The organism is Streptomyces sp. NPDC111802 (assembly GCF_055634335.1).
This window is the reverse complement of the sequence record NZ_JBVKCZ010000043.1, coordinates 48505-70517: the sequence shown is the minus strand read 5'-3', so window position 1 is coordinate 70517 and position 22013 is coordinate 48505. Positions and strand designations below refer to the sequence as shown.

The 22013-nt window shown below is 74.7% G+C and carries 1 protein-coding gene; it reads left to right on the top strand.

Annotated features, from left to right (window positions below; genetic code table 11):
• The first annotated feature begins 29 nt into the window (after nucleotides 1–29).
• On the top strand, nucleotides 30–22007 hold the full coding sequence (locus ACZ7NC_RS35560) for a type I polyketide synthase (protein WP_471494576.1): 21978 nt from the start codon (nucleotides 30–32) through the stop codon (nucleotides 22005–22007).
• Nucleotides 22008–22013: the final 6 nt, after the last annotated feature.

The window sequence follows — 22013 nt, the reverse complement described above, 5'->3', positions numbered from 1 at the left end:
GTGGCGACGAGTCATCCGCGGGAGAGAACGTGTCCGAACAAGCTCGCTCCACCTCGGCCACCCGCCCGTTCGCGGGCACCCCACGCCCCTGGCTCCTGACCGGACGGGGCACCCGGGCCGTACGGGAGCAGGCCCGCATCCTGCGGACCCTCGCCCGCGACGGAGAACCGGACCGTATCGCGGCGGCCCTGCTGAACAGCGCCGACCCCACCCACCCCTGCCGTGCCGCCGTCACCGCGACCACCCCCGAGGACCTCGCGGCGACCCTGGCCGCCCTGGCCGACGGCACCCCCTCCGACCATGTCACCGAGGGCCGGCCCGTCGCCCGCGACAGCGGACCCGTCTTCGTCTTCCCCGGCCACGGCTCCCAGTGGCCCGGCATGGCCCGCGAACTCCTCGACACCTCACCGGTGTTCGCCCGCCGCATGACGGAGTGCGCCGACGCCCTCGCCCCGCACCTGGACCACAATCTCGTCGAGGTGCTGCGCGGGGCGCACGCGCTGACCACGCCCGACGTGACCCAGCCCGCCCTGTTCGCCGTGATGGTCTCGCTGGCCGCCCTCTGGGAGAGCGCCGGGGTACGGCCCGCGGCGGTCGTCGGGCACAGCCTCGGCGAGATCGCCGCCGCCTGCGTCGCGGGCGCCCTGACCCTGGACGACGCGGCCCGCGTCGCCGCGAGCTGGGGCACCGCACAGCGCGCCCTGCACGGCCGCGGCGACATGGTGTCCGTGCTGATGCCCGTCGCACGACTGCGGGAACGCCTCGTGCCCTGGCACGACAGGCTCGTCCTCGCCGCCGTCAACGGCCCCGACAACGGCGTCGTCTCCGGCGACGCCGACGCCGCGGCCGAACTCCTCGCCGAACTGACCGCCGAGGGCGTCCGCGCCCGCACCGTCGACTACGGCGTCGCCGCCCACTCGCCGCACATCGACGACATCACCGACCGCATCCGCGCCGACCTCACCGGCCTCACCCCCCGCGCGGCCCGCGTCCCCTGCTACGCGGCCTCCGCCGGCACGGCCCTCGACGGCGTCACCCTCGACCGGGACCACTGGGCCGCCGCACTGCGCGACACCGTCGAGTTCGTCGGCGCCGTCCACACCGCGCTCGACGCGGGCCACCGCCACTTCCTGGAGATCAGCCCCCACCCCCTGCTCGCCCCCGGCCTCGAAACCGTCCTCACTCAGGCGGGCGTCACCGGCACCGTCCACACCACCCTGCGCAGGAACGCCGGAGGCGCCGACCGCTTCCAGCGTGCCGTCGCCGAGTACTGGACCACCGGCGGCGAACCCGACTGGGCCGCCCTGCACGACACCGCCACCGAACCGGCTGACCTGCCCGCCGAACTCGCCGACGCCGCAGCCGTCGAGGACCCCGACACCGCAGGCACCCCCCTCGGTGTCCAGGCAGCCGCCCTCCGCGACCGACTCGGCGACCTGCCCGAAGGCGACCGGCGCACCGCCCTGGTCGACCTCGTGCGCACTCAGGTCGCCGACCTGCTCGAACTGCCCGGCGGGGCGCCCGCCCACGTCTCCTTCCGTGACCAGGGCGTCGAGTCGGCCACCGCCGTCGCCCTGCGCGACCGGCTGCGCGCCGCGACCGGACTGCCCCTCGCCCCGACCGTCGCCTTCGACTACCCGACCCCGGCCGCCCTCGGCCATCACCTCCACGACCAGCTCCACGGCACCGCCACCCCGGCCGCCGCCACCGGCCACGCGCAGTCCGACGAGCCCATCGCCGTCGTCGGCATGGCCTGCCGCTTCGCAGGCGACGCCGACTCGCCGGAGGCCCTGTGGCAGCTCCTCCTGGAGGGCACCGACGCCGTCACACCCCTGCCCGCCGACCGCGGCTGGGACATCGAGGGACGCTACGACCCCAGCGGCACCGCACCCGGCGGCTTCCTCCAGCGCGAGGGCGGATTCCTGCGCGACGCCGCCGACTTCGACGCCGCGTTCTTCGGCATCAGCCCGCGCGAGGCACTCGCCATGGACCCACAGCAACGGCTGCTGCTGGAGACGACCTGGGAGGCGCTGGAGCGGGCGGGCATCGACCCGACGACACTGCGCGGCACGGCCACCGGTGTCTACCTCGGCCTCATGACGGTCGACTACGACCGCGCGGCCACCGACGCCTCCACCGACGTCGCCGGGCACGTCCTCACCGGCAACGCCGTCAGCGTCGCCTCCGGCCGGATCTCCTACACCCTCGGCCTGGAGGGCCCCGCCCTCACCGTCGACACCGCCTGCTCCTCCTCCCTGGTCGCCCTCCACCTCGCCTGCGACGCCCTGCGCGGCGGCGCCGCGACCACGGCCCTCGCCGGGGGCGCGACCGTCCTGCCGAGCCTGGAGATGTTCGCCGAGTTCTCCCGCCAGCGGGCCCTCGCACCCGACGGCCGCTGCAAGGCCTTCTCCGCGCGGGCCGACGGGTTCTCGCTCAGCGAGGGCGCCGGCATGCTCGTCCTGATGCCGCTGTCCGAGGCCCGGCGCCAGGGCCGCGAGGTGCTCGCGGTGATCCGCGGCAGCGCGATCAACCAGGACGGCGCCTCCAACGGCCTGACCGCTCCCAGCGGTCCCGCCCAGCAGCGTGTCGTACGCCAGGCCCTCGCCAACGCCGGCCTCTCCCCGGCGGACGTGGACGCCGTCGAGGCACACGGCACCGGCACCCGGCTCGGCGACCCCATCGAGGCACACGCCCTCGCCTCCGCCTACGGCCAGGACCGCGACGAGCCCCTGTTGCTCGGCTCGGTGAAGTCCAACATCGGCCACACCCAGGCCGCCGCGGGCGTCGCCGGCGTCATCAAGATGGTCATGGCCCTGCGCGAGGAGCGTCTGCCGCGCACCCTGCACGCCGACGAGGCGTCCCCGCACATCGACTGGTCCACGCTGAAGCTGCTTCAGGAGGAACGCCCCTGGCCACGCGGGGAACGCCCGCGCCGAGCCGGCATCTCCTCCTTCGGCATCAGCGGCACGAACGCCCACCTCGTCCTCGAAGAGGCCCCCGCCACCGAGGAGTCGGCCGAGGAGCCGGTCACGAGTCCGCCCGTGGTGCCGTGGGTGGTCTCGGCACGCACCGAAAAGGCCCTGCGCGACCAACTGGACCGCCTGACCGCACTCGAAGCGGACCCGCTCGACGTCGGCTTGTCCCTCGCCACCACCCGCGCCACCCTCGAACACCGCGCCGTCGCCCTGCACCCCGGCCCCCTCGTCACCGGGTCGGTGTCGGAGGGCCGTACGGCGTGGATGTTCACCGGGCAGGGCAGCCAGCGTCCCGGCATGGGCCGGGAGCTGTATGACGCGTACCCCGTGTTCGCGGCGGCGCTGGACGAGGTGTGCGAGCTGCTCGACGCCGAACTCGGCTTCGAACGGCCCCTGAAGGAGGTGCTGTTCGCCGACGACCCGGAGGACGGAACCGGATACGCCCAGTCGGCGCTGTTCGCCCTGCAGACGGCACTGGTGGCGTTGCTGCGGTCCTGGGGCATGCGGCCGGACCTGCTGCTGGGGCACTCGGTGGGCGAGTTCGCCGCAGCGCACGCGGCCGGCGTGTTCGAACTCGCCGATGCCGTACGGCTGGTGGCGGCTCGGGCGCGGCTGATGCAGGCCCTGCCCGAGGGCGGAGCGATGGCGGCGCTGGAGGCGGCCGAGGCCGAGGTCGTCCCGTGGCTGGTGGACGGTGCGGTCATCGCCGCCGTCAACGGGCCGACGGCCGTGGTGGTGTCCGGCACGAAGACGGCGGTCGAGGCCGTCGCTGAGCTCGCTCGGAACGCGGGGCGGCGTGCCACGCGGCTACGGGTGTCGCACGCCTTCCACTCGCCGCTGATGGAGCCGGTGCTCGCCGAGTTCACGGCGGTTGCCGAGCGGGTGACCTACCGGCGGCCGACCGTGGCGGCGGTGAGCACGCTGACGGGTGCTCCGCTGTCCGAAGGTGACTGGACGGGCGCTGCCTACTGGGCCGCCCAGATCGTCGAGCCGGTGCGCTTCCACGAGGCGTCGACCGCGGCCCGGGACCTGGGCGCCGGGCGGTTCCTGGAGATCGGCCCCGACCCGGTGCTCACGGCGCTGGCCGGTGACGTACCGGCCGCCGCGACCCTGCGCAAGGAGCGCCCGGAGGCGGAGACCCTGCTCACCGCCGTCGCCGAACTCTTCGTGCGGGGCGCGGAGACCGACTGGCCGGCGCTGTTCGAGGGGACCGGCGCCCGCCGCGTCGATCTGCCGACGTACGCCTTCCAACGGCAGCGGTACTGGCTGGCCGACCACGTCCGACCGAGGCACTGGGCCGAGGGTGACAGCGGGTTCTGGGACCTCGTCGACCAGGGTGACGCCGACTCGCTCGCCGGAGAGCTGGGCGTGGACAGCGGCGCCCCGCTGGACGCCGTGCTGCCGGTGCTCGCCGACTGGCGTCGCAAGCGCCGCGCGGAGTCGCTGCTGGCCGGGCTGCGCTACCGGATCGCCTGGCGGCCCGTCCGTACGCCCGCGTCGGGCGACCTGGACGGGGCGTGGCTGCTCGCGGTCGACGAGGACGCTTCCACCGAGCTGGTCGCCGCGGCCGAGGGCGCGCTGCGGGCCGCCGGCGCCGATGTGACGGTCGTGACCGGGCCGGCCGCCGACCCTGAGGTGTCGTACGCGGGCGTGCTGTCGCTGCTCACCGACCCCGCGCAGGTGCTCACGCTGACGCAGACGCACCCGCAGACGCGGCTGTGGTGCGTGACCTTCGGCGCCGTGGGCGTGTCCGGCGGCGAGGGCCCCACGCACCCTGAGCAGGCGGCCGTATGGGGACTCGGCCGGGTCGTGGCGCTGGAGCAGCCCGACCGCTGGGGCGGGCTGATCGACCTGCCGGACGATCCGCAACCACGGCTCTGGCAGCGGGTCGTGGCCCTGCTCGCCGCCGGGGGAGCGGGGGAGGACCAGCTCGCCGTGCGCGCGACGGGCGTCCACGCCGCCCGGCTGGTGCGCGACCGCTCGGCACGGCCCGCGCGGCCCTGGCGGCCGACCGGCACCGTCCTGCTCACGGGTGCGACCGGCGCCCTGGGCGGGCACCTCGCCCGGTGGCTCGCGACCGGCGGCGCGGAACACCTCGTACTCCTGTCCCGGCGCGGAGCCGACGCCCCCGGTGCCGCCGAACTCGCCGCGGAACTGCGCGAGTCGGGCACCGCCGTCACTCTCGTCGCGGGTGACGTCGCCGACCGCGAGACCGTGGCGGCCGTCGTGGACGCCCACCAGCCGAACGCCGTCGTGCACGCCGCGGGCATCCTCGACGACGGGCTCGCCGCCGACCTCACCCCCGAGCGCCTGGCCCGAGTCCTCGCGGTGAAGGCCGAGGCCGCCCGGCATCTGCACGACCTGACGCGGGAACGGGAACTGGACGCGTTCGTCCTGTTCTCGTCCATCACCGCGGTGCTCGGCAACGCCGGACAGGCCGCCTACGCCGCCGCCAACGCCCGCCTCGACGCACTCGCCCAGCACCGTCGCGCCGCCGGCCTTCCCGCGACCTGCGTCGCCTGGGGCCCGTGGGGCGGTGGCGGCATGGCGGCCGACCAGACCGTCGCCGAGCACTTCCGCCGCCAGGGCATACGACCTCTGGAGCCGTCCCGCGCCCTCGACGTACTCCAGCGCGCCCTCGACGAGGACATCACCTGCACGACCGTCGCCGACGTCGACTGGCAGCGCTTCGCCGCCGCCGCGTACACCCCGCGCCCCCTGATCGCCGACCTGCCCGAGGCCCAGCCGCCCGCCGCCGACACCGGCCAGGGCGCACCCGTCGCGGGCACCCTCGGCGCCGAACTGTCCGGCCGCACGCCCGCGGAGCAGGAGCGGCTGCTGCTCGACCTCGTCCTCGACCACGTCGCCGCCGTCCTCGGGCACACCGACCGGACCGCCGTGGACACCGGACGCGCCTTCAAGGACCTCGGCTTCGACTCGCTGACCGGCGTCGCCCTGCGCCACCGGCTCGCCACCGCCACCGGGCTCGCCCTGCCCGCCACCCTCGTCTTCGACCACCCCACGCCGGCCTTGCTCGCCGCGTTCCTGCGCACCCAGGTCCTCGGCGTCACCACGGACGAGATCGAGCGCGGCGGCCCGGCCCTCGCCCCCGTCGGCGCCGACGACGATCCGGTGGTCGTCGTCGGCATGGGCTGCCGCTTCCCCGGCGGCGTGACCACCCCCGACCAGCTGTGGGACCTGCTCGCCTCCGGGACGGACGGCCTCACCCCGTTCCCCGAGGACCGCGGCTGGGACGTCGAGCGCCTCTACCATCCGGACCCCGGCCACTCCGGCACCACCTACGCCCGCGTCGGCGGATTCCTGCACGACGCCGCCGACTTCGACGCCGAGCTGTTCGGCATCTCCCCACGCGAGGCCCTCGCCATGGACCCGCAGCAGCGGCTGCTGCTGGAGACGGCGTGGGAGGCGCTGGAACGGGCCGGTATCGACCCGCTGTCCCTGCGGGGATCGGCGACCGGCGTCTTCGCCGGCACCAACGGCCAGGACTACCGCGAGACCGCCCACGCCCCGCGCGAGGACGTCGAGGGCTACGTCGCCACCGGCTCCGCCGCCAGCGTCCTGTCCGGCCGGGTCAGCTACACCCTCGGCCTGGAGGGCCCCGCCCTCACCGTCGACACCGCCTGCTCCTCCGCGCTGGTCGCGCTGCACCTGGCCGCGCAGGCCATCCGTCAGGGCGAGTGCCGCACCGCCCTCGCCGGCGGGGTGACCGTGATGGCCACGCCGGGCATCTTCGTCGAGTTCTCCCGGCAGCGCGCCCTGTCCGCCGACGGCCGCTGCAAGGCCTTCGCCGAGGGCGCCGACGGCACCGGCTGGTCCGAGGGCGCCGCCGTCCTCGTACTGGAACGGCTCTCCGACGCGCGTCGCGCCGGGCACCCCGTGCTCGCCGTGCTGCGCGGCTCCGCCGTCAACCAGGACGGCGCCTCCAACGGCCTGACGGCTCCCAACGGGCCTTCCCAGCAGCGGGTGATCAGGCAGGCGCTTGCCGCGGCCGGTCTGCGGCCCGGTGACGTCGACGCCGTCGAGGCGCACGGCACCGGCACCAGCCTCGGCGACCCGATCGAGGCGCAGGCGCTCCTCGCCACCTACGGCCAGGACCGCGACCAGCCCCTCTGGCTCGGCTCGGTGAAGTCCAACATCGGCCACACCCAGGCGGCGGCGGGCGCGGCCGGCGTGATGAAGATGGTGCTGGCCCTGCGCGCCGGCCAACTCCCGCCCACCCTGCATGTCGACGCCCCCTCCAGCCGCGTCGACTGGAACTCCGGAGCCGTACGCCTGCTCACCGAGACACAGCCCTGGGCGCCCGGCGAGCGGCCCCGCCGGGCCGGTGTCTCCGCCTTCGGCATCAGCGGCACCAACGCCCACGTCATCCTGGAGGAACCCCCCGCCGCCGAGACCCCGGCCCCGGCGCGCCCGCCCCGCACGGTGCCCTGGGTCCTGTCCGGCCGGACCCGCCAAGCCCTGCGCGCGCAGGCCGCCCGCCTCGTCGACCACCTCACCGACCGGCCCGGCCTCGCCCCGGTCGATGTGGGCCGCACCCTGGCCACCGCCCGCGCCACCCTCGACCACCGCGCCGTCCTCGTCGGCGACAGCCGCGACACCCTGACCGCGGCCGCCGCCGCCCTCGCCGACGGCGACACGACCGCGCTGGTCAGCTCGGTGGCAGGCGAGGGACGTACCGTGTGGGCCTTCACCGGACAGGGCAGCCAGCGCCCGGGCATGGGCCGCGAACTGTACGACGTCCACCCCGTGTTCGCGCGGACCCTCGACGAGACCTGCGCCCTGCTCGACGCGGAACTCTCCGGCACCGACGGCTTCGACACGCCGCTGCGCACCGCCCTGTTCGCCCCGGAGGACAGCCCCGAGTCCGCCCTGCTGGGCCGTACCGGCTACGCACAGACCGCCCTGTTCGCCGTCCAGGTCGCGCTGGCGGAACTGCTGCGCTCCTGGGGACTCGCCCCCGACGCGCTCGTCGGTCACTCCATCGGCGAGCTGGCCGCCGCCCACACCGCGGGCGTCCTCGAACTCCCCGACGCCGTACGGCTGGTGGCCGCACGGGCCCGGCTGATGCAGGCGTTGCCCGAGGGCGGCGCGATGGCGGCCGTCGAGGCGGACCCCGAGGAGGTCGCGGCCTGGCTCACCGACGGAGTGGTCGTCGCCGCCGTCAACGGACCCGCAGCCGTGGTCGTCTCCGGTACGGAGGCCGCCGTGGACGCCGTACTGAGCGCCGCGAGCGAACAGGGGCGGCGCGGCACCCGGCTCAAGGTGTCGCACGCCTTCCACTCACCACTGATGGAGCCCATGCTGGCCGAGTTCGCCGCCGTAGCGGACGACCTCACCTACCGGCCGCCCCGAATACCGGCCGTCAGCACCGTCACCGGCCGGCCCCTCGCCGACGACGACTGGGCGAGCGCCGACTACTGGGTGCGCCAGGTACGGCAGCCCGTTCTCTTCCACGACGCGGTCCAGGCCGTGACCGGCGAACTCGGCGCCACGCGCCTGCTGGAACTCGGCCCCGACCCGGTCCTCGCCGCCCTCGCCCAGCGCACCGCCCCCGACCTGACCGTCGCCGTCGCCGCCCTGCGCGCGGGCCGCGCCGAACCGGAGACCCTGCTCACCGCCGTGGGCGAACTGTTCGTACGCGGCACCCGCGTCGACTGGGCCCAGGTCTTCCGCGACACGGACGCCCACCTGACCGACCTGCCCACGTACGCTTTCCAGCGCGAGCGTTTCTGGCTCCCGGACCGAACCGCCCAGCAGCCCGCCGTCGAGGGCTCCGAGGACGAGTTCTGGCAGCTGCTCGACACCGCCGACCCGGCCACGGTGGCCCACGAACTGGGCCTGCCCGAGGGCGCCTCCCTGGACGCGCTGCTCCCGGCCCTGACGCGGTGGCGGCGACGGCACGAGGAACGCGCCGCGCTGGACCGGTGGCGCTACCGCGTGGTGTGGAAGCCGGTACCGATGCCGCGCACGGCCCGGCTGACCGGCCGCTGGCTGATCGCCGCCCCCGACGGGGCACACGACGCCGACGCCTGCCTCGACGCGCTGCGCGCCGCTGGTGCCGATGCCGAACTCATCACCGAGCCCGATGAGCTCGCCACGCACGCCCCGGACGGCATCGTCGTACTGCCGGGTGGCGACGCCCTCCCCGCACCCCACCTGAACCTCCTCCACGCCCTGGCCGCCGCCGGACTGGAGACCCGCGTGTGGGCCGTGACCCGGTCCGCCGTCGCCGTCGCGTCCGGAGAACCGCTCACCCACCCCGACCAGGCGCAGATCTGGGGCTTCGGCCGCACGGCCGCCCTCGAACTGCCGCACCTGTGGGGCGGTCTCGTCGACCTCCCCGACGACGCCGGCCCCGACGCCTGGCAACGGCTCGCGGCCGTCCTCGCCGCACCCGGCCCGGAGGACCAACTGGCCGTCCGCGCCTCCGGCGTCCACGCCGCCCGCCTCACCCGCGACGCCCGGAGCGACACCGCCGGCGGGCTCCCGGCCCCCCTCGGCACCGTACTGATCACCGGCGGCACGGGCGCACTCGGCGCCCACGTCGCCCGGCGCCTGGCGGCCCTCGGCGCCGAGCACCTGCTGCTGGTCTCCCGCAGCGGCCCGCACGCCCCCGGCGCCGACGCACTGCGCGACGAACTGACCGCCCAGGGCACCCGCGTCACGCTCGCCGCCTGCGATGTCGGCGACCGCGACGCACTGGCCGAGCTGATCGCGTCGATCCCGGCAAAGACGCCGCTGACCGGCGTCGTCCACACGGCCGGACTCCCGCAGAACACGCCGCTCACCGACACCACCCCACACGACCTCGCCCAGGTGGTCGCCGCCAAGGTCACCGGGGCGAGGCACCTCCACGAACTGACCGCAGGGCTCGACCTCGACCTGTTCGTGGTGTTCTCGTCCGTGGCGGCCGTCTGGGGCAGCGGCGGCCAGGCCGCCTACGCCGCCGGAAACGCCTACCTCGACGCCCTCGCCCAGCACCGCCGCGCCCTCGGCCTGCCCGCCACCTCCGTCGCCTGGGGCCCCTGGAACGGCGGCGGCATGGCGGCCGACGAGGGCGTCGCCGAGCACCTCACCGAGCGGGGCCTCGCCCTCCTCGCACCGGACAGCGCCCTCACGGCACTGGAACAGGCGATCGTCGCGGACCGCACCTGCGTCACCGTGGCGGACGTCGACTGGGAGCGGTTCGCCCCGACCTTCACGTTCACCCGGCCCAGCCCGCTCATCGCCGACCTGCCCGACGTCATCGCGGCCCGGACCGAGACACCCGACGCCGTCGAAGGCGAACTCTCCCGCACCCTGCGCGAGTTGCCCCCGGCCGAACAGGACCGCACCCTCCTCGACCTCGTACAGACCCAGGTCGCCGCCGTCCTCGGCCACGCCTCCCCGGCCGGCATCGACCCCGAACGCGCCTTCAAGGACCTCGGGTTCGACTCCCTCACCGCCGTCGACCTGCGCAACCGGCTCGCCACGAGCACCGAACTCGCCCTGCCCACCACCCTCGTCTTCGACCACCCCACCCCGGCCCTCCTCACGACCCACCTGCGAGACCGCCTCCTCGGCACCGGCACCGGCACAGGCACAGGCACCGAAGCCGTATCCGCCCCCGTGGCCGACGACGAACCCATCGCCGTCGTCGGCATGGGATGCCGCCTCCCCGGCGGCATCCAGTCCCCGGAAGACCTCTGGGACGTCCTCACGGCGGGCGAGGACCGCATGTCGCCGTTCCCCGACGACCGCGGCTGGGACCTCCCCGGCCTGCTGGAGTCCACCTCCACGGCCCTCGGCACCCCCTTCGCCGGACGCGGCGGCTTCATCCCTGACGTCGCGGGCTTCGACGCCGAACTGTTCGGCATCAGCCCGCGCGAGGCCCTCGCGATGGACCCGCAGCAGCGGCTGCTCCTGGAGACGGCGTGGGAGGCGCTGGAGCGGGCGGGCATCGACCCGACCTCCCTGCGCGGCACCGCGACCGGTGTCTACGCGGGCGTCTCCGCCAACGGCTACGGCGGCTCCGTGCACGAGGCCGACGGCGAGTCCGCCGGCTACCTGCTCACCGGCAGCACCCCCAGCGTCGCCTCGGGCCGCCTCTCCTACGTCCTCGGCCTCGAAGGCCCCGCCGTGTCCGTGGACACCGCCTGCTCCTCCGCCCTGGTCGCCCTGCATCTGGCCTGCCAGGCCCTGCGGTCCGGCGAGTGCGACACGGCCCTCGCGGGCGGCGCCACCGTCATGGCCAACCCCACGGCGTTCGTGGAGTTCTCCCGCCAGCGCGGCCTCGCTCCCGACGGCCACTGCAAGCCCTTCGCCGAGGCGGCCGACGGCACCGGCTGGTCCGAGGGCGCCGGTGTGCTGGTGCTGATGCGGCTGTCCGAGGCCGAACGCCGGGGACACCGGGTACTGGCGGTAGTCCGGGGTTCCGCCGTCAATCAGGACGGTGCGTCCAATGGTCTGACGGCTCCCAATGGTCCTTCCCAGCAGCGGGTGATCAGGCAGGCGCTGGCCGCGGCGGGGCTACGGCCCGGTGATGTGGACGCGGTGGAGGCGCACGGCACGGGTACCCGGCTGGGCGATCCGATCGAGGCGCAGGCCCTGCTCGCCACGTACGGCCAGGACCGCGACGAGCCCCTCTGGCTCGGCTCCGTGAAGTCCAACGTTGGCCACACGCAGTCCGCCGCCGGTGTCGCGGGCATCATCAAGATGGTCATGGCGCTGTGTGCCGAGCGCCTGCCGCGCACCCTGCATGTCGACGCCCCGTCCTCCCACGTCGACTGGACCGCGGGCGCGGTGCGTCTGCTCATCGATGAGCTTGACTGGCCGCGCGGCGCACGGCCGCGCCGCGCCGGTGTCTCCTCTTTCGGCATCAGCGGCACCAACGCGCACGTGATCCTCGAAGAAGCCCCTGCGGTCTCGGCCTCGGAGGAAGTTCGCGGTGCGCCGCGTGCGGTGCCGTGGGTGCTTTCCGCACGTACGGCCCCCGCCCTGCGAGCCCAGATCGAACGACTGACCTCCCTCGACGCGGACCCGCTCGACATCGGCCTCTCCCTGGCCACGGGCCGCGCCACGCTCGAACACCGCGCCGTGCTCGGCCTGACCGAGGGGGCCATCACTGGATCGGTCGCCGAGGGGCGTACGGGGTGGATGTTCACGGGGCAGGGCAGCCAACGGCCCGGTATGGGGCGGGAGTTGTATGAGGCCTTCCCCGTGTTCGCTGCCGCGCTGGATGAGGTGTGCGGGCTGCTGGATGCCGAGCTCGGCTTCGATCGGCCGTTGCGGGAGGTGCTGTTCGCCGAGGAGGCGGAGGACGGTACCGGGTATGCGCAGTCCGGGTTGTTCGCTCTTCAGGTGGCGTTGGTCGGGTTGCTGCGGTCGTGGGGGATGGCTCCGGGTGTGGTCCTGGGGCATTCGGTGGGTGAGTTCGCCGCCGCGTATGCGGCCGGGGTGTTCGAACTCGCTGATGTTGTAAGGCTGGTGGCGGCTCGGGCGCGGTTGATGCAGGTGCTTCCGGCGGGTGGTGCGATGGCTGCCGTGGAGGCCTCGGAGGACGAGGTCGCCGGCTGGTTGGTGGAGGGTGCGGTGATCGCGGCCGTCAACTCGCCCACGGCGGTTGTGGTGTCGGGCACCGAGGCCGCTGTTCAGGCGGTTGCCGAGCGGGCGAGGGACGCGGGGCGGCGTACGACCCGGCTGAAGGTTTCGCATGCGTTCCATTCGCCGTTGATGGAGCCGGTGCTGGCCCAGTTCACGGCGGTGGCTGAGCAGGTGACCTTCCAGCGGCCCACCGTGGCGGCGGTCAGCACGCTGACGGGTGCGTCTGTCGGTGATGGTGACTGGACGAGTCCGGCCTACTGGGCCGATCAGATCGTCAAGCCGGTCCGCTTCCACGACGCGCTCACGGCCGCCCGCACCCAGGGCGCCGTGCGGTTCCTGGAGATCGGGCCCGATCCGGTCCTGAGCGCTCTGGCCGGCGACGTACCGGCCGCCTCGACTCTCCGCAAGGACCGTCCCGAGCCGGAGACCCTGCTCACCGCCTGCGCCGAACTCTTCGTCCAAGGCGCCGACATCGACTGGTCCGCCCTCTTCACCGGCACCGGCGCCCACCGTGTCGACCTGCCCACCTACCCCTTCCAGCGCCAGCGCTACTGGCTCGAACCCACTCGTCCCGTCCTGGACGCCGGTGGACTCGGCCTCGGCGTGACCCGGCATCCGATGCTCGGTGCGGCCGTGTCGCTGGCCGGTTCCGACACCGCCGTCCTCACATCGCGGCTGTCCGTGCGCACGCACCCGTGGCTCGGCGACCACACGGTCGACGGCACGGTCGTCGTCCCCGGAACCGCGCTGCTCGAACTCGCCGTCCAGGCCGCCGATCACGCCGGACTGCACGGTGTGGACGACCTGACGCTGCGCGCCCCGCTGGTGCTGGCGCACGACGGTGCCGTACAGGTGCAGACGTCGGTCGATCCGGACGGCGGAGACGGGACCCGCACGGTGCGTGTCCACGCCCGTCCGGACGGCGTGCCCGACGACGAGCCGTGGACTCTGCACGCCACCGGCACCCTCGTTGCCGCCCCGTCCGCCGGGCCCCACTGGGACCTGCGGGTCTGGCCGCCCGCCGGAGCCGAGCCCGTCGCGATCGACGATCTGTACGCGCGGCTCGCCGAGACCGGCATGGTGTACGGCCCGGCCTTCCAGGGGCTGCGGGCGCTGTGGCGGAACGGCGACGACCTGTACGTCGAGGCGGAGCTGCCCGAGCACACCGCCGACGACGCGTCCGGCTTCGCCCTGCACCCCGCTCTTCTCGACGCCGTGCTGCACGCGCTGGGCATCGACGACACCGAGGCCGACGCGGACGCGGGGGAGGGGCGTCGGAATGCGCTGCTGCCCTTCCTGTGGTCCGGCGTCTCCCCGTCGGCCGTCGGCGCGTCCGCGGTACGGGCCCGGGTGACGGTCCGCGCGCCCGGCGAGGTCGCCCTGCGCATCGCCGACGCCGCCGGTGAACCGGTCGCCGAGATCGCGCAGTTGGTGCTGCGTCCGGTAGCGGCCGGTGAGGTCGGTGCCGGCAACGCCCGGCATCTGTACCGGATGACGTGGACCCCGGTCCACGCTCCGACGGCGGGATCGGCCACGGACCTGGCCGCGCTCGGCGACGCCGGGTGCTTTCCGGCCGGGGTCGCCGTGTTCTCCGGCCTTCCGGCTCTGACCGGCGCCGAGTCCGCTCCCGCGACCGTCCTGCTGCCCGTCCCCGCCGGACAGGCGCCGACTGAGAGTGCGGCCGGAGTTCTCACCGCCCTTCAGGGCTGGCTGGCCGAACCCGACCTCGCCACCAGCCGGCTGGTCGTCGTCACCACCGGCGCCCTCACCGACCCGGCGGCAGCTGCCGTATGGGGTCTGGTCCGTACGGCGATCAGCGAGCATCCCGACCGGTTCGCGCTGGCCGACACCGATGGAACGCCGGAGTCGTGGCGGGCGCTGGCCGAGGGGCTCGTCGCGCTCATCGACGGGGGAGCGACCCAACTCGCCTTCCACGACGGTCAGGTGAGCCGGCCCCGACTCGCCCGGGTGACGGACGCCGTGACCGGTGAGCCGGGCTGGGCGGGCGACGGCACCGTACTGATCACGGGCGGTACCGGCGGGCTCGGTGCCCTGGTCGCCCGCCACCTCGTCACCGCGCACGGCGTGCGCGATCTGCTGCTGCTGTCGCGCAGCGGTGCCGAGGCGCCGGGCGTCGACGAACTGGTCCGTGAACTCACCGCCCACGGAGCCCGGGGCACCGTCACCGCCTGCGACGTCTCCGACCGTGCCGCACTCGAAACGGCCCTGTCCGGCGTGCCGTTGAGCGCCGTCGTGCACACGGCCGGCGTCCTCGACGACGGCGTGTTCACCGACATCACCCCCGACCGGCTGGCGCGCGTGCTCGCCGCGAAGACCGAATCGGCCCTGCACCTCGATGCGTTGACCGCCGACCGCGACCTGCGCGCGTTCGTACTGTTCTCCGCCGTCGCCGGGGTCGTCGGCTCGCCCGGGCAGGCCGCCTACGCCGCCGCCAACGCCGCCCTCGACGCCCTCGCCGCCCGCCGCCACGCACGCGGCCTGCCGGCGACGGCCCTGGCCTGGGGCATGTGGGAGCACCCGGCCGGAATGGGCGGCCGTCTGACCGACGCGGACGTGGCCCGTATGCGCCGCCTCGGCTACCCGGCGCTGGCCACCGACGACGCGCTCGCCCTCCTCGACCACGCGCTGCGCACCGGTGAACCGGCCCTCGTGCCGGCCGCCCTCGACACCGCCGCGCTGGCCGCGCGCGGCGACGCACTGCCCTCCGTACTGCACGGCCTGGTGCCCGCGGCCCGCCGCAGGCGCTCCGCCAACCGCACAGCCGGTGGTGCGGACGTGCCGCTCGCCGCCCGACTGCGCGGCCTGCCCCGCGCCGAGCAGGACCGGATCCTGCTCGACCTGGTGCAGACGCAGGTCGCGGCCGTGCTCGGCCACGCCGATGCCGCCGCCGTCGACCCCACCCGCGCCTTCAAGGACATCGGCTTCGACTCGCTGACCGCGGTCGACCTGCGCAACCACCTCGGCACCGCGACCGGCCTGCGCCTCCCGGCGACCCTCGTCTTCGACCATCCGAGCCCGGCCGCCCTCGCCGCGTTCGTGCACCGCGAACTCCTCGGCGCGGACCCGGCGCACGAGCCCGCCGCGTCGACCGCCCGTCCGGCAGGCAGCGACGAACCCATCGCGATCGTCGGCATGGGCTGCCGCTACCCGGGCGGCATCACCTCCCCGGCGGACCTGTGGCGGCTGGTCGCCGACGGCGGCGACGGCATCACCGGCTTCCCGACCGACCGGGGCTGGGACCTCGACGGGCTCTACGACCCGGACCCCGACCGGCCGGGCACCGCGTACGTCCGCGAGGGCGGCTTCCTGCACGACGCCGCCGAGTTCGACGCCGAGCTGTTCGGCATCTCGCCGCGCGAGGCCCTGGCGATGGACCCGCAGCAGCGGCTGCTGCTGGAGACGGCGTGGGAGGCGCTGGAGCGGGCGGGCATCGACCCGACCTCCCTGCGCGGCACGGACACGGGCGTCTATGCGGGCCTGATGTACCACGACTACGCGGCCCGGCTGCACACCGTGCCCGACGAGGTCGAGGGCTATCTCGGCAACGGCAACGCGGGCAGTGTCTTCTCCGGCCGTATCGCCTACGTGTTCGGCTTCGAGGGGCCGGCCGTCACGGTCGACACCGCCTGCTCCTCCTCCCTCGTCGCCCTGCATCTGGCCTGCCAGGCCCTGCGGTCCGGCGAGTGCGGCACCGCGCTGGCCGGCGGCGTGACCGTGATGGCCACCCCGCAGACCTTCGTGGAGTTCTCCCGCCAGCGCGGCCTGGCCGCCGACGGCCGCTGCAAGTCCTTCGCGGACGGCGCCGACGGCACGGGCTGGGCCGAGGGCGCCGGTGTGCTGGTGCTGATGCGGCTGTCCGAGGCCCGCCGCCGGGGTCACCGGGTGCTGGGCGTGATCCGGGGTTCCGCCGTCAACCAGGACGGTGCGTCCAACGGTCTGACGGCTCCCAACGGGCCTTCCCAGCAGCGGGTGATCAGGCAGGCGCTGGCCGCGGCGGGTCTGCGGCCCGGTGATGTGGACGCGGTGGAGGCGCATGGCACGGGTACCCGGCTGGGCGATCCGATCGAGGCGCAGGCCCTGCTCGCCACGTACGGCCAAGAGCGCGACGAGCCTTTGTGGCTCGGGTCGATCAAGTCGAACATCGGGCACACGCAGGCCGCCGCCGGTGTCGCCGGTGTCATCAAGATGGTGATGGCGCTGCACGCCGAGCGGCTGCCGCGCACCCTGCACGTCGACGACCCCTCCTCCCACGTCGACTGGGAGGCCGGCGCCGTTGAACTCCTGACCGAGGAACGCCCGTGGCCACGCGGCGCACGCCCGCGCCGGGCCGGTGTCTCCTCCTTCGGCATCAGCGGCACCAACGCCCATGTCCTCGTCGAGGAACCCCCGCTCACCCACCGGACGCCCGACACCACCCCGGCGACCGGGCTCCCGCTCATCCCCTGGATCGTCTCCGCCCGCACGGCCGACGCCCTGCGCGCCCAGACCGAACGCCTGGCGTCCGCCACCGGAGACCCGCTCGACATCGCCCTTTCCCTGGCCACGACACGGGCGAAGCTGGAACACCGAGCCGTCGTCCTCGGACCGGACACCGAGACCCTGCGCACCGCTCTCGCCGAGCCGGTCGTCTCGGGGGCCGTCACTGAGGGGCGTACGGGGTGGATGTTCACGGGGCAGGGCAGCCAACGGCCCGGTATGGGGCGGGAGTTGTATGAGGCCTTTCCGGTCTTCGCTGCCGGGTTGGATGAGGTGTGCGGGCTGCTGGATGCCGAGCTCGGCTTCGATCGGCCGTTGCGGGAGGTGTTGTTCGCCGAGGAGGCGGAGGACGGGACTGGGTACGCGCAGTCCGGGTTGTTCGCTCTTCAGGTGGCGTTGGTCGGGTTGCTGCGGTCGTGGGGGATGGCTCCGGGTGTGGTCCTGGGGCATTCGGTGGGTGAGTTCGCCGCTGCGTATGCGGCCGGGGTGTTCGAACTCGCTGATGTTGTAAGGCTGGTGGCGGCTCGGGCGCGGTTGATGCAGGTGCTTCCGGCGGGTGGTGCGATGGCCGCCGTGGAGGCCTCGGAGGACGAGGTCGCCGGCTGGTTGGTGGAGGGTGCGGTGATCGCGGCCGTCAACTCGCCCACGGCGGTTGTGGTGTCGGGCACCGAGGCCACTGTTCAGGCGGTTGCCGAGCGGGCGAGGGACGCGGGGCGGCGTACGACCCGGTTGAAGGTTTCGCATGCGTTCCATTCGCCGTTGATGGAGCCGGTGCTCGCCGAGTTCATGGCGGCGGCTGAGCAGGTGAGTTACCAGCGGCCGAGCGTGGCGGCGGTCAGCACGCTGACGGGTGCGTCTGTCGGTGATGGTGACTGGACGAGTCCGGCCTACTGGGCCGATCAGATCGTCAAGCCGGTCCGCTTCCACGACGCGCTCACGGCCGCCCGCACCCAGGGCGCGGTGCGGTTCCTGGAGATCGGGCCCGATCCGGTCCTGAGCGCTCTGGCCGGCGATGTTGCGGCCGCCTCGACTCTCCGCAGGGACCGTCCCGAAGCGGAGACCCTGCTCACCGCCTGCGCCGAACTCTTCGTCCAAGGCGCCGACATCGACTGGTCCGCCCTCTTCACCGGCACCGGCGCCCACCGTGTCGACCTGCCCACCTACCCCTTCCAGCGGCAGCGGTACTGGCTCGACGCTCCTCCCGTGCTCTCCGACGCCGACGGGCTCGGCCTGGCCCGTACCGACCATCCGCTGCTGGGCGCGGCCGTTCCGGTGGCCGGTTCGGACACGGTGTTGCTGGCTTCGAGTCTGTCGGTGCGGACGCATCCCTGGCTGGGCGACCATGCCGTGGCCGGTTCCGTCGTGGTGCCGGGGACGGTCCTGCTGGAACTGGCGCTTCAGGCCGGAGAGCGGGTGGACGCCGGGCAGTTGGCCGAGCTGGCGCTGCGCACTCCGATCGTGTTGCCGGAGCACGGCGCCGTACAGCTGCAGATCGCCGTGGCAACCGAGGACGCGGCGGACGGCGGCCGTACGCTCCAGGTCTACGCCCGCCCGCAGGAGGCAGGGCCCGACGAGCCCTGGACGCTGCATGCCTCGGGCACCCTGGACGCCGCCGAACCGGCCGCGCCCGACTGGGACTTGACGGCCTGGCCGCCCGCCGGAGCCGAGCCCGTGGAGTTCGGTGACCTGTACGACCGGCTCACCGCGGCCGGCCTCGGTTACGGCCCCGCCTTCCGTGGGCTGCGGCGGGTCTGGCGGCACGAGGGCGAACTGTACGTGGAGGCCGAACTGCCCGAGCCCGTGGCGGGCGACGCCTCGTCGTACGGTCTGCACCCCGCCCTGCTGGACACCGTCCTGCACGGCCTCGGCCTGCACGCGGAGACCACTGACGGTTCGCTGCCCTTCCTGTGGTCCGGCGTCCGCCTGACCGCCGTGGGCGCGGGCGCAGTCCGGGCCCGGCTCACCCCGCGCGGCGCCGGGGACGTCGCCCTGCGCATCGCGGACGCGACAGGGGAGCCGGTCGCGGAGATCGACTCCCTCGTGCTGCGCGTCCTGTCCCCGGACCGGCTCACCGCCGCCACCGGACCCGACGACCTGTACCGGGTGCGCTGGTCCCCGGTCGCCGAGCAAGAGGCCGTGCCGGACCGGACCGTGTGGACGGTCGTCGGGAGCGCGCCGGCCGGTGTCCCCGCCACCGTGCACCCGGACCTCGACGCGCTGGCCGCGGCAGGTGACGTACCCGAATCGGTGCTGCTGCCGGTCGCCCCGGACGACGGGGCGGACGTGGCCGGCACGGTCACCGCCGTCCTCACCCGGCTCCAGGCGTGGCTGGCCGACGAGCGGTTCGCCGGGTCCCGTCTCGTCGTACTGACCGCCGGAGCCGTACAGGTTGCCGGGGACGACAAGGCGCCGGATGTCGCCGCGGCCGGCGTCTGGGGGCTGGTCCGCAGCGCGATCAGCGAGAACCCCGGCCGGTTCGCCCTCGCCGACGTCGACGACGACCCCGTCTCCCTGCGCGCCCTCGCCGGGATCCTGCGGGCCGGCGACGACACACAGTGCGCGGTGCGTGCGGGCCGGGTGTGGCTGCCGCGGCTGGTCCGGATGGCCGGTGACGGCGTGCTCGCCCCGCCCGCCGGTGCCGGTGACGCATGGCGGCTCGACATCGTCGACCAGGGCCGGCTCGACGGCATCGCCCTCGTCCCCGAGGAGCGGCGCCCGCTGGGCCCCGGCGAGGTCCGGGTCGCGATGCGCGCGGCCGGCGTCAACTTCCGCGATGTGCTGAACGTGCTGGGCATGTACCCCGGCGACGCCGGCCGGATGGGCCTGGAGGGCGCGGGTGTCGTCGTGGAGACCGGCCCCGGCGTGGACCGCTGGGCCGTCGGCGACCGCGTGATGGGCATGCTCGACGCCGCCTTCGGCCCCACCGCCGTGGCCGACGCCCGGCAGCTCGCGCCGATCCCGAAGGGCTGGACGTACGAACAGGCCGCGTCCGTGCCGATCGTGTTCCTCACCGCCTACTACGCCCTGGTCGACCTCGCCGGACTCCAGGAGGGCGAGTCCGTGCTGATCCACGCCGCCGCCGGTGGCGTCGGCATGGCCGCCGTACAACTCGCCCGGCATCTCGGGGCCGAGGTGTACGCGACGGCGAGCGAGGGCAAATGGCCCGCCGTGCGGGAGCTCGGTGTGGCCGCCGACCGCCTCGCCTCGTCCCGGACCACCGGGTTCGAGGAGCGGTTCCAGCCGGGTGTCGACGTGGTGCTGGACTCGCTCGCGGGCGAGTTCGTGGACGCCTCACTGCGGCTGCTGCGACCCGGCGGACGGTTCGTCGAGATGGGCAAGACCGACATCCGGGACGCGGACCGGGTCGCCGCCGAGCACGAGGTGTCGTATCGCGCCTTCGACCTCGTGGAGGCCGGGCCCGACCGGATCGGCGAGATGCTCGCGGCGCTGCTGGAGCTGTTCGAACAGGGTGTGCTGCGGCCCGTTCCGGTGAGCGCCTTCGACATCGCCCGTGCGCCCGAGGCGCTGCGGCTGCTCCAGCAGGCCAAGCACATCGGCAAGGTCGTCCTGACCGTGCCCGCGCCTTGGTCCCGGCCGGGCACCGTGCTGATCACCGGCGGCACCGGCGGCCTAGGCGCGCTGCTCGCCCGCCACCTCGTCGAACGGCACGGCGTCCGCGACCTGTTGCTGCTGTCCCGGCGGGGCCCCGAGGCCCCCGGCGCCGCCGAACTGAGCGCCGCGCTCGCCGAGTCGGGAGCCCGCGCCGACATCGTCGCCTGCGACGTGAGCGACCGCGAGCAACTCGCCGCCGCCCTCGACGGCGTCCCGCTGAGCGCCGTCGTGCACACGGCCGGCGTCCTCGACGACGGCATCCTCACCGGCCTCACCGGCGAGCGCCTGGCACGCGTCCTGGCCGCCAAGACCGACGCGGCCCGGCATCTGCACGACCTGACCGCCGGGCACCCCCTGGACGCCTTCGTGCTGTACTCGTCCGTCGCCGGAGTCATCGGCTCCGCCGGCCAGGCCGCCTACGCCGCCGCCAATGCCGCCCTCGACGCGCTGGCCGTCGCCCGCCGCGCCCAAGGCCTGCCCGCCGTGTCCCTCGCCTGGGGCATGTGGGAGTCCGAGGCGGGCATGGGCGGCACCCTTTCGCGGGCCGAACTCGCCCGGATGCGCCGCCAGGGCTTCCCCGCCCTGCCCGGCGACGAGGCCCTCGCCCTGCTCGACGCCGCCCTGCGCGTCAACGAGCCCGTCGCGGTCCCCGTCGCGCTGCGCCCGGCCGCCCTCGCCGAACACGCCGACAACCTGGCCGGTGTGCTGCGCGACCTCGTCCCCGCCACGCGCAGGCGCCGGGCCGCCGCGCGCGACGCCGCCGGCACGGCCGAGAACCTCACCGGACGCCTCGCCGCCCTGACCGGCCCCGAACAGGACCAGCTCCTGCTGGATCTGGTCCGCGCCCAGGTGGCCGCCGTGCTCGGCCACTCCTCGCCCGCCGCGGTCGAACCCACCCGCGCTTTCAAGGACATCGGCTTCGACTCGCTGACCGCCGTCGACCTGCGCAACCGGATCGGTGCCGCCACCGCGCTGACCCTCCCGGCCACGCTGGTCTTCGACCACCCCACCCCCGAGGACCTGGTACGGCTGCTGCGTGACCGGCTCCTCACCGACACGGCCCCGCCCGCCCCCGCCGACGACGACGGGATCGACCCGCAGGTACGGGATCTGCTGACCGCGATCCCGATGGCCCGGCTCCGTGAGTCCGGCGTGCTCGACATGCTGCGCCGGCTCGCCGACCGGCCCGCCGCCACCGGCCCCGACGACCTGGGGTCCGCGGCCCCCGCCGAACCGCCCCGACAGCCCGAATCCCTGGACGCGATGGGCGCCGACAGCCTCGTCCAGCTGGCCCTGAAGCGAGTGCAGCGACCGGCGTGACCGCGG